Genomic DNA, 10,331 nt, shown 5'->3' on the forward strand with positions numbered 1-10,331 from the left:
TGTTGTTGTAGAAACCGCCACTAGGTAACCATGTACTGACTTGCCACGTTTATATAGCTCTTGATTTCTTCCACCCTCATCGGGAGGAGTGTGTCTTAAACAGGCTGTATTCGTCGCGCTATGGCATAAGCGAAGACGTAGCGTTTAAGAAGCCGACGCTTATAAAACTTGGCCAGTTAATGATGTAGATAATCTTCATTCAGTGGTTTTTATCCGCCTTGCAAAGGAGCCAATGCATGCAACTGCCCACTAATCCTTTTAAAAACATGCTGATCAAGCGCGAACCCATGTGGGGTTGCTGGGCAGGCTTTGCGACTGGGTATGCCGCTGAAATAATCGCTAACACCGGGTTCGACTGGCTGCTAATCGATGGCGAGCATGCCCCGAATACGGTACCCACTATTCTGGCCCAGTTACAGGCCGTGGCACCTTACTCATCCGCCCCCGTTGTGCGTAGCGTTAACCATGACCCCGCGTTAATCAAGCAGTTGCTGGATATCGGCACGCAAACATTAATGGTGCCGATGGTGGAAAGTGCTGAGCAGGCGGCTGCGCTGGTACGGGCCACGCGATACCCGCCGAATGGCATACGCGGTGTGGGTGGTGGGCTGGTGCGCGCAACCCGATGGGATGGCGTGGATGACTATCTGAATAGGGCGCACGAGTCGCTTTGCCTGATTGTTCAGGTTGAGTCACCTAACGGTGTTGAACAGGCAGAAGCCATTGCTGCCACCGACGGAGTGGATGCGGTTTTTATTGGTCCGGCAGATCTTTCGGTGGGCATGGGATACCCCGGCAACCCTGGCCACCCCGATGTTCAGAGTGCGATACAGAAAGTGATTAAAACGGTTCATGCAGCGGGCAAACCAGTAGGGATTTTGGCGCCGCTCGAGGAGGATGCGCGCCGCTATCAGGCGTTAGGCTGCCAGTTCATAGCGGTAGGTATTGATATCAGCCTTCTACGTCAGGGGGCGCTGGCAACGCTTGCCCGCTATAAGGAGCTGCCTTCTCAGCCGACAACCAGAACGTACTGATTCCAGACGTCTTAAGCCCTCTTTCTAATCATAAAATGTAAGCCAGCAACTATCAGAGGATATTTAAAATGATAATGACAAACCATTCTCTAAAAACACTTATTACGTCCAGTATCGCTGCAGCCATTATGGTGGCGTCTGGTTCAGTCCTGGCGGATTATCCAGAACGGCCCATTACGCTGATTGTGCCTTGGGCCGCAGGCGGCGGTACTGATGCAACAGCGCGCACCATTGCCCGCGCCTTGGAAGAGGAGTTGGGCCAGAACGTCAATGTGGTGAATCGTACCGGCGGCAGCGGCGTCGTTGGGCATACTGCCATGCTTAACGCAGCGCCTGACGGCTACACTCTCGGCTTAGCCACTGTTGAAGTTAACACTATGCATTGGCAGGGCTTGACAGAGCTTACCTACGAGGACATCACGCCCATTGCGCAAATCAACTACGACTCCCCGGGCCTTCAGGTTGCCGCTGATTCTTCATACGAGAGTCTGGATGCGTTGCTGGAAGCTGTTCGCACTGAGCCAAAAGGTAGCTTTACCGCTTCGGGAACCGGACAGGGTGGTATCTGGCATCTGGCCTTTGCAGGCTTTTTGATGGACCAGGGCATTCCCGCCGATCAGGTTATCTGGGTCCCCAGCGAAGGCTCGGCACCCGCGATGACGGAGCTGGCTTCTGGCGGAATTGATATTGTTTCTACGTCGGTGCCTGAGGCCCGCTCGATGATGGATGCGGGACGAGTAAAAAGTTTTGCCGTCATGGCCCCAGAGCGTCTTTCAGCCTTTCCCGATATTCCTACTGCTAACGAACTTGTGGGGAGTGACTACCAAGTAGGTGCGTGGCGAGGCATCGTTGGTCCCCAAGGGATGGACGCAGACGTTGTCGCAACGCTTGAGTCAGCGCTCGAGGCTGCTTATCAAAGTGATACGTATCAGGATTTCATGACGCAGAGAGGGTTTGGAACCGAGTGGCGCAATGCGGCAGAATTTGGCCAAATGATGGAAGAGATGGACGGCATTCTCGGTGAAATTGTTGAACAAGTTGGCTTAGCTAACTAAGGAATGACAATGAGAGATGTTTTCACCGGTATAGGGTTTATGATGGCAGGGATTGTGACGATTATCACAGCCCAGCAATTTCCTACTTTACCCAGCCTTCAGTATGGGCCTTCTCTGTTCCCCTCTCTCGTCGGGGTGGGGTTTTGTCTTGGCGGCGCGGTACTTACCTTAAATGCGCTGTGGCAGAGAAGAAAAGCGACCGCTCAAGTAGTCCAAGATGATCCGACACCCGCTACCTCGCCGTCTGAAAAAATGGGCTGGGCGATGGTACTGCCCCCCATAGCGATTGTCTTTTATATCCTGGCAAGCGATTACCTGGGGGCAATGCTTACCCTAACGGTCATTATGTTTTTGCTCATGTTGTTGAGGAAAACAAAGACTTACGTGGCCCTAATAACCTCTGTGGTTATGTCATTCGCTATTTATTTTATTTTCTCTCACTATTTGCTTATTCCATTGCCGCAAGGGGTGTTATTAGGGGGTAGCCTGCCATGGATATTTTAATGAACGGAGTGGGCCTGGTTTTAAATTTTGAAACCATATTGGTTATTTTAGCAGCTTCATTGTTTGGTATATTTGTTGGTGCAGTACCCGGCCTTACGGCAACAATGGCTGTTGCACTATTAGTCCCTTTAACCTTCTATATGGATACTATTCCTGCTATTGCAGCCATTGTAACTACATCGGCCATGGCAATATTTGCGGGAGACATTCCCGGGACGTATTTAAATATTCCAGGTACGCCTGCGTCAGCCGCCTATGTGGGTGAATCGTATGCGTTAGCCAAAAAAGGTAGGGCGCGGGAAGCTCTGGGCATTAATCTGGTCTGTTCTGTTTTTGGCGGTATTTTTGGCACCATCATATTAATTGTCGTTGCTCAATCTCTTGCTGAGGTGGCGTTACAATTTAGTGCTTTTGAGTATTTTTGGCTTGCGGTGCTGGGACTAAGCTGCTCAATTTTTATTTCTGTAGGCTCTAGAACAAAAGCATTTCTTTCACTGCTTTTTGGCGTCCTGCTGTCAACAGTGGGGCTGGATATGATGAGTGGCGCTCCTCGCTTCACGTTTGGAGTGCCCGATCTTATGGCAGGCATTAATTTCATACCCGTTATGATTGGTATGTTTGCTCTTAATGAGCTGATGAGTTACTACGGCTCAAAATCCGAGAAAAAAACTATCAGCATTGTTGATAACGACAGTGTCTTCCATCATGTGCCGGGGCACATTAAACGTTATTGGCGCAACATGGTGCGTGGCAGCTCTATCGGTACACTAATAGGCGCATTACCCGGAGCGGGGGCGGATATTGCCGCCTGGATCTCATATGGTGTGGGAAAGGGGAGATCAAAAGACAGTGCCAAATATGGTACCGGTAATATAGAGGGCATTGTGGATGCCAGCTCAGCTAATAACTCTGGTTTAAGCGGTGCATGGGTACCCGCTTTAGTGTTTGGCATTCCCGGTGACTCGATCACTGCTATTGTTATCGGTGTTTTATACATGAAAGGCATGAATCCTGGTCCCACCATTTTTATGGATGATAGTGGGTTGATCTATGCACTTTTCATTGTGTTTATTTTAGCTAACTTAATGATGCTGCCTGTTGGTTACATGGCTATACGGCTCTCGAAATTTTTCATTCTGACCCCTAGTCGTATACTCATGCCCATCATCTTGTGCTTTTGCATTGTGGGTGCTTTTGCTATCAACAATAGCGTTGTGGATATTTGGCTAATGCTCATCGTTGGCCTGGTAGCCTATCTGCTAGCCGTCAATGATTTTCCTATGGCGCCAGCCATACTCGGTTTAGTGCTGGGCTCGGTTGTTGAAAACAACTTTATGAGCTCCATGTTGCGAACCGGTGGTGATTTAACGAGCTTTTTTGCGAGGCCCATTAGTGCCGGACTTGGTGTTGCAGTAATTCTGCTATGGTGCTCGCCGCTTTTGATTAAAGCTTACCGCTACTATCAGCAAAAGCCAGGAACTGCGCATTAGTCTTCAGTTGCTGCTTTAATGACTCCACCATTATGCTCTAGGAGAGCCGATGGTGGCATTTTTTTAAGCAAAGCTTTCATTTTTAGGCTGAAGATTTAATAAAGCATACGGTGAAGTAGCTTTTAGAATAGAGATAAAAAAATGGAATAAAAAAACGCAGCGAGGTGGATGTGGCCCCGCTGCGCCAGGTTGCCGATGCGTTTCTATATGGTTATCGCGAAACCACCGACGCGTTTATTGAGTAACCGTCGTTTATTCGCGCTTGCCGTCGACCAGGCGTGACACTCCCGCAGGGTTACCATCGCGAATAGCGTCAGGTAGTAGCCCTTCAGGCAGCGCCTGGTAACACACCGGGCGCAGGAAGCGGAAGATCGCCGCGCTGCCCACCGAGGTAGTGCGGGCATCCGAGGTGGCCGGATAGGGGCCGCCATGTACCATGGCATGGCACACTTCGACACCTGTCGGCCAACCATTGGCCAGGATACGTCCAGCCTTGCGCTCTAGCGTTGGTAACAGTTGCTTGGCAGTAGCCAAGTCACCGTCATCCATTTGCAGGGTAATGGTGAGCTGACCTTCGAGCTTGGCCGCAACCCGCGCCACTTCCTGAGCATCGGCACAGGCGATGACCAGCGATGTCGAACCGAACACCTCCTCTTGTAACGCGGGGTCACTCAGGAAAGCGTCAGCCTGGGTGACGAACAGCCCCGCTTGGCAGGGGTGCGCTGTCTCACCTGCCTGACCACGAGCCACCTCGGTGACCTTGTCGTGGCTGGAGAGTCGACCTACGCCCTGCTGATACGCGTCATGAATGCCCGGCGTGAGCATGGTTTGGCTAGCGCTACCTTTGACGGCTTCGCCAGCTACTTCAACAAAGGCATCCAGTTCAGGGCCTTGCACCGCAATCACCAGCCCGGGATTGGTACAGAACTGCCCGGCGCCCATGTTGAGCGAGGCGACAAATCCTTCAGCAATGTCTTTGCCACGAGCTTTGAGTGCTTCCGGAAGTAGGAACACAGGGTTGATTGAACTCATTTCGGCATACACCGGAATTGGCTCAGGGCGCGCTTGTGCCGTGGCCATCAAGGCCGTGCCGCCATTGCGTGAACCGGTGAAACCGACGGCCTTGATACGCGGGTCAGCCACCAGCGCCTGACCGATCTCCTTGCCTGAACCAAACAGCAATGAGAAGACGCCTTCCGGCAGGTCACATTTAGCAACAGCGCGTTGAATGGCGCGGCCTACCAATTCTGAGGTGCCAGGATGCGCGGAGTGGCCTTTGACCACAACCGGACAACCAGCCGCCAATGCGGATGCGGTATCACCACCGGCCACGCTGAAGGCGAGCGGGAAGTTGCTGGCGCCAAACACGGCCACTGGGCCCAGCGCGATATGACGCTGGCGAAGATCAGCGCGTGGTAGTGGTTCACGCTCAGGCATTGCGGGGTCGATGCGTACATCAAGCCATTCCCCAGCGCGTACCACAGAAGCAAATAACCGTAGTTGGCCGCAGGTGCGTCCTCGTTCACCCTCCAGGCGTGGTCGCGGCAGGCCGGTTTCGGCCATGGCGCGCTCGATCAAGTCATCACCGATGGCTTCAATCTCGGCGGCAATCGTCTCAAGAAACGTTGCCCGCGCCTCTAAACTGGTTTCACGATAACTGTCAAACGCCGCTTCGGCTAACGCGCAGGCTTGTTCAACCTCGGCCTTGCTACCGCCAGGGTAGGCGGGCGAGAGCGTTTCGCCGGTGGCAGGATTGACGGCTTGAATGTTGGCCTGTTGCCCGCTAACGGCTTGTTGGCCAATGAGTAGTTTGCCTTCCAGTGTCATACAACCTCCTGTTTGGGGTGAAATGCTGATGTTAAATGTGACGCTAGAGCGAGTTCACGGTAATGGTCGAGGTGTCTGCTTCCATCCGAAGTGGATTACGCAGGGCGCGGCCGAACTCGCGGATACTGATCTCAAAACAATCGCCTTCGCGTACTTCAATATTGTCGGCAAAGCTTAGGGTGGCGGTGCCGAAGAAGTGCACATGGACATCTCCCGGTCGACGGAAACCTGAATACTTAAAGTGGTGGTATTCGAGATTGGCCAGGGTATGGGCCATATTGGCTTCGCCTGTCAAAAATGGTTTCTCCCACAGCGTTTCACCATTTCGCTGGATTTTGCTGGTACCCTCCAAATGACTCGGTAGTTCGCCGATCAGTAACTCAGGCCCAAAACTGCAGGCGCGTAATTTGGAGTGCGCCAACCAAAGATAGTTGAATCGCTCGGTAACATGATCAGAAAATTCGTTACCGAGGGCGTAACCGATACGCCACGGCTGGCCGTCGTCACCAATCACGTAGAGACCTGCAAGCTCAGGTTCTTCACCCGCATCTTGGGCAAATGCTGGGGAGGGCATGTCGGCTTCAGGCGCCACCACGCACTGGCCGTCGCCCTTGTAGAACCACTCGGGCTGCGCACCGATGTCGCCTGCGTTGGGCTTACCGCCCTCTACCCCCAGTTTGAACATACGCATGGAGTCGGTTAAATCTTCTTCCGCCGCCTGGGCTTTAGCGTGCATAGCAGAACGCGTGTCAGCACTTCCCAGGTGGGTAAGGCCAGTACCGGTGACCAGACAATGCGCCGGGTCAGGGTGGGTGAGAGGAGGCAGTAGACGCTTGGTATCGACTATTTCCTGATAATCCAGCTGGGTATCAGTCAGGGCTGCGGTTATCGCATCACTTAACGGCTGGCCAGCGCTAATGGCTTGCTTGGCCAATGTATAGGTATCGCAGTCGAGCAGTTTGACCTGCTGTTCACTCTCTACCAGCGCGGCGCGAACCTGGCCTTGGTAGTCACATTGAATCAGTCTCATCGTGATCTCCTTATGAATCTATTGTAGTCGTTATCAAAGCGGCCAGATGGCGAGCTGTGGCCATAACAGCAGTGCCGCGAGTACGCATAGCTGAATAGCCATAAAGGGCAATACGGACAGGTAAATATCTTTCAAACTGATATCCGGCGGAGCCACGCTCTTGAGATAAAAGGCGGCGGGGCCAAACGGTGGCGATAGAAATGACACCTGCATATTGACGGCGAATAGAATGCCGAACCAGATGGGGTCGAAACCGAGCTGGATAACGATGGGCAGGAAAATCGGCAAAGCCAACATAGCGATCCCGATCCAGTCAAGGAATAGCCCCAGTACCAGCATAATGGCCATCATTACCAGGATGATTACAATCGGCGCGACATCGAGTCCTAGAATTAAACTTGATACAAAGCGGTTTCCGCCCATCAGGTTATACACACCGACCAACGCCGCTGCACCGATACCGATCCAGATGATCATGCCACAGGTGTTCATGGTCTGACCCAAGCTATGGTGAAGCATGCCTGGAGTAAACTCGCCGCGGACGATGGTCGCCAACAAGACACCAAAGACGCCCATGGCTGCCGCTTCGGTCACGGATGCGATACCTCCGTAGATGGTGCCCAGCACCAAAAACGCAATCAGCCCTGGTAGTAGAATCGCCTTAACGGCCTCCAACTTGCTGGCGAAGGGGTTATCCTGAGCGTCTTTATCCAACGGGGGGCCGAGTGCAGGGTTTCTTAGGCAACGTACCAATACATAGGCAATATAGGCCCCCATTAAAATCACCGCCGGGGTTACCGCAGCGGCGAATAGATCAGCAATGGAGACGCTGGCGATAAGTCCGTAGATAATTAGCACGATGGATGGAGGCATCATGGTGCCAAGCGCACCGCCAGCACATACCACCCCAATGGAAAGGTGTTTGTCATAGCCCAGGCGCAGCATTTGCGGCAGTGCCAGGATTCCCAGTAGTACGATTTCACCCCCGATAATGCCTGAGAGTGCGGCGAGAAAGAAAGCGACGACTATGGTCTGGACTGCGACGCCCCCTGGCAAGCGGCCAGCGAAAACACGCATGGCATTGAACAGATCTTTAGCAATGCCTGAGCGGTCCAGCAGCGATGCCATCAGTACGAACATAGGCACCGCCACCAAGGAATACTCGGTAATAAATCCATAAACGCGACTGGTGACTAGCGGCAGCGCTGCCTCGCCGAACCACCCAAAGGTGAAAGCCAGGGCGACCAGCCCAGTGATAAACGCCAACGGCAACCCGGTGACCAACAGAGCGAAAATGGCGCCTACCATGACGATAGTGGCAGTGGAGATATCCATCAGCGAGCCCCTTCAATGCGAGTGTTGGGTTTCGCTTTAAGCGATTGCCATAGATGCAGTGAAGCCTGCAGGGTCATCAGTGCCAGGGCGAACAAAATCATGCCTTTCACCATGGCGGGAAAGGGTGGGTTCCAGGAAGTGCCAGAGCGCTCCAGCGACCACTCGCCAAGCGGATTGTGCGATGCTCCCCAGAACATATGAAAAGCGGCATAACTCATCGCCAAACAAAAAATTAGTGTTAGCAGATCATTGAAACGATCCATCCAGCATTTCATGCTCGGACCAGCATTGTCGTAAAGCACCTTGACGCGAATATGGCTATTGCGCGCCATGGCGGCTGGGCCACCTAAAACGAAAATAACGGCGATCAAAAATACCACCGTTTCATGAACCCAAGAGGTCGGGTTGTTAAAACCGTAGCGCATGAAAACCTCGACGACACTAATGCCCATCGCTAAGAGCACTAGCCAGGAGACAGCTCGGCTGCCGCGTGCGATCAATCGGTCAAGGGCGTTTCGTTCAAGGTAGACCTCTTCCTCAGGCTCTGGGATGGCTGGAAAATCATGCGTGGACGGAGAACGGTATTGATTATCAGGCGTTTTTTGAGACATGGCGCGACTCTACGCGCATCGCCCGAAACGAGATCCGAGCGATGCGTTGGTTAGGTTAATGAAGCCAAGTTAAAGCAGATTGCGTGAGCGCAAGAAGGCGGTGGCCGAGTCATAAATCTTTTGTGTCATGGCGTTTCTGCCAGCCCACTCCTGCCACTCCTGTTCTGCGGCATTACGGAATTTTCTACGCTCCTCTTCGGGCAGGTTGAAGGGGTGCACATCTGGATCTTCCTGTAAACGCTGTAGGGTCTCGATATCCTGCTCTTTCAAACGGGCAATCAGGTCGTATGCCATGCCATCGAAGGCGGTTTTTAATGTTGTTTGAAGCTCCTCGGGAAGGCCATCCCAGATGTCCTTATTGATCGATACAGCGATCATCGGCATCGAATGGAATCCGGGATAAAGAGGGTAAGGGGCAAAGGCGTGCAGGCCCATCGCGTCGTTATTCGACAGTACCGTGGAGTCGGCCGCATCAATTACGCCTTTTTCAAGGCCGGTATAGACTTCCGAGCCGGGCAGGTTAACGGGGGTGGCCCCAATGCGCTCGAAAATATTGTAAACCATGCCTTGCGGCGCACGGATTTTCAGGCCTTCAAAATCGGCGATTGATTCGATAGGTACCGTGGAGGGCACTGACTCAAGAGGGAAAGTGGCGGAGCTGATCAAATGCGCACCGTATGGCTCCACCAGCTCATTGTAGAGCGACTCACCCCCACCGTATTTCATGTATTCAAGGAAGTCATAAGGGTCTTGCCAAGCACCCACCAAGTTGCCCAGCATACCGAAGGCGGGGTCCTGGCCGGAAAAGTAGCTCGGATCAGTCATATGGCCCTGCAAAATGCCTGAGCTAACGGCGGTCAGCGTCTCTGTCGGGCCTACCACCGAGTTGATCGGCATGACTTCAATCTCGACCCGTCCGTCGGTCATCGTGGATATCTTCTCAGCCCACTCTTGTTTGATCTTAAAGCTAGGTTCTCCCGAGGTTTCTGATGCTTGGAATTTCCATTCGTACTCGGCGGCATGTGCCATGGAGATGCTCATCAATAGAGCTGACCCCGTCAGTAATATGGTTTTTTTAGATGTCAGCATAGCGCTATTCCTCAGCCTTCTTGTTGTGGTGAAAATATTTTGGTGAAAACGTTGCGTTAAAGAGTCATTGACCCACTAGGGTAGGGTAATGTTGAACATTAAGAGCAATTGTTCAACATATACTTTTGTATGGTCGACTATATGTGGCGGTTAGTTTAGTGTCCTGCGCATTCAGTTCCGACATTCCATACACCACTGATACAGACCGTTAGGTCGTCAATGGGTACTGACCTAAAATTAAGGAGTTAATCTCATGGGCCAACGTCAACGACCTTTACGCAGTGCCGAATGGTTTGGCACCGCCGACAAGAACGGTTTTATGTATCGCAGTTGGATGAAAAACCAGGGCATTCCCG

At 52.5% G+C, this 10,331-nt stretch carries 9 protein-coding genes; 4 read left to right on the top strand and 5 right to left on the bottom strand.

Annotated features, from left to right (window positions below):
- The first annotated feature begins 236 nt into the window (after positions 1-236).
- The 4 genes from ACFFLD_RS17835 to ACFFLD_RS17850 all read left to right on the top strand — a co-directional run bounded on the left by ACFFLD_RS17835 (position 237) and on the right by ACFFLD_RS17850 (position 4,083).
- Positions 237-1,034, top strand: a complete 798-nt coding sequence (locus ACFFLD_RS17835) for an HpcH/HpaI aldolase family protein (RefSeq protein ID WP_386042837.1) — start codon at positions 237-239, stop codon at positions 1,032-1,034.
- Positions 1,035-1,102: 68 nt separating this feature from the next.
- Complete coding sequence (locus ACFFLD_RS17840; RefSeq protein ID WP_386072488.1) at positions 1,103-2,089, top strand: tripartite tricarboxylate transporter substrate binding protein; 987 nt, start codon at positions 1,103-1,105, stop codon at positions 2,087-2,089.
- A gap of 9 nt (positions 2,090-2,098) precedes the next feature.
- Positions 2,099-2,593, top strand: coding sequence for a tripartite tricarboxylate transporter TctB family protein (locus ACFFLD_RS17845; RefSeq protein WP_386042841.1), 495 nt, complete (start codon positions 2,099-2,101; stop codon positions 2,591-2,593).
- Positions 2,581-4,083, top strand: a complete 1,503-nt coding sequence (locus ACFFLD_RS17850) for a tripartite tricarboxylate transporter permease (protein ID WP_386042843.1) — start codon at positions 2,581-2,583, stop codon at positions 4,081-4,083. The genes ACFFLD_RS17845 and ACFFLD_RS17850 overlap by 13 nt, the downstream gene beginning before the upstream one ends.
- Positions 4,084-4,335: 252 nt before the next feature.
- On the opposite strand, the gene ACFFLD_RS17855 is transcribed toward ACFFLD_RS17850, so the two are convergent.
- From ACFFLD_RS17855 to ACFFLD_RS17875, 5 genes are all read right to left on the bottom strand, one after another.
- Positions 4,336-5,910 carry an aldehyde dehydrogenase (NADP(+)) gene (locus tag ACFFLD_RS17855; RefSeq protein WP_386042845.1) on the bottom strand — a complete coding sequence of 525 codons (1,575 nt, stop codon included), beginning with the start codon at positions 5,908-5,910 and terminating at the stop codon, positions 4,336-4,338.
- Positions 5,911-5,953: 43 nt separating this feature from the next.
- The gene (gene araD1 / locus ACFFLD_RS17860; RefSeq protein WP_386042847.1) at positions 5,954-6,940 is read right to left on the bottom strand and encodes an AraD1 family protein; all 987 of its coding nucleotides are present in this window, start codon (positions 6,938-6,940) and stop codon (positions 5,954-5,956) included.
- Between the two features lie 33 nt (positions 6,941-6,973).
- Entirely contained in the window at positions 6,974-8,275 is a 1,302-nt protein-coding gene (locus ACFFLD_RS17865) for a TRAP transporter large permease (RefSeq protein ID WP_386042849.1), read from the bottom strand.
- Positions 8,275-8,886, bottom strand: coding sequence for a TRAP transporter small permease subunit (locus ACFFLD_RS17870; protein WP_386042851.1), 612 nt, complete (start codon positions 8,884-8,886; stop codon positions 8,275-8,277). The genes ACFFLD_RS17865 and ACFFLD_RS17870 overlap by 1 nt, the downstream gene beginning before the upstream one ends.
- Before the next feature lie 69 nt (positions 8,887-8,955).
- Positions 8,956-9,975: a TRAP transporter substrate-binding protein gene (locus ACFFLD_RS17875; protein ID WP_386042853.1), complete on the bottom strand. Its 1,020-nt coding sequence runs from the start codon at positions 9,973-9,975 to the stop codon at positions 8,956-8,958.
- Between the last annotated feature and the right edge of the window lie 356 nt (positions 9,976-10,331).

Origin of the sequence: Vreelandella sulfidaeris (assembly GCF_042429665.1) — a bacterium.
In the GTDB taxonomy this organism is placed as follows: Bacteria; Pseudomonadota; Gammaproteobacteria; order Pseudomonadales; family Halomonadaceae; genus Vreelandella.

Coding starts and splice junctions, on each gene's coding strand:
- ACFFLD_RS17840 (WP_386072488.1), top strand. CDS start 1,103: ATGATAATGACAAACCATTCTCTAAAAACACTTATTACGTCCAGTATC.
- ACFFLD_RS17845 (WP_386042841.1), top strand. CDS start 2,099: ATGAGAGATGTTTTCACCGGTATAGGGTTTATGATGGCAGGGATTGTG.
- ACFFLD_RS17870 (WP_386042851.1), bottom strand. CDS start 8,886: ATGTCTCAAAAAACGCCTGATAATCAATACCGTTCTCCGTCCACGCAT.
- ACFFLD_RS17850 (WP_386042843.1), top strand. CDS start 2,581: ATGGATATTTTAATGAACGGAGTGGGCCTGGTTTTAAATTTTGAAACC.
- ACFFLD_RS17835 (WP_386042837.1), top strand. CDS start 237: ATGCAACTGCCCACTAATCCTTTTAAAAACATGCTGATCAAGCGCGAA.
- ACFFLD_RS17865 (WP_386042849.1), bottom strand. CDS start 8,275: ATGGATATCTCCACTGCCACTATCGTCATGGTAGGCGCCATTTTCGCT.
- araD1 (WP_386042847.1), bottom strand. CDS start 6,940: ATGAGACTGATTCAATGTGACTACCAAGGCCAGGTTCGCGCCGCGCTG.
- ACFFLD_RS17855 (WP_386042845.1), bottom strand. CDS start 5,910: ATGACACTGGAAGGCAAACTACTCATTGGCCAACAAGCCGTTAGCGGG.
- ACFFLD_RS17875 (WP_386042853.1), bottom strand. CDS start 9,975: ATGCTGACATCTAAAAAAACCATATTACTGACGGGGTCAGCTCTATTG.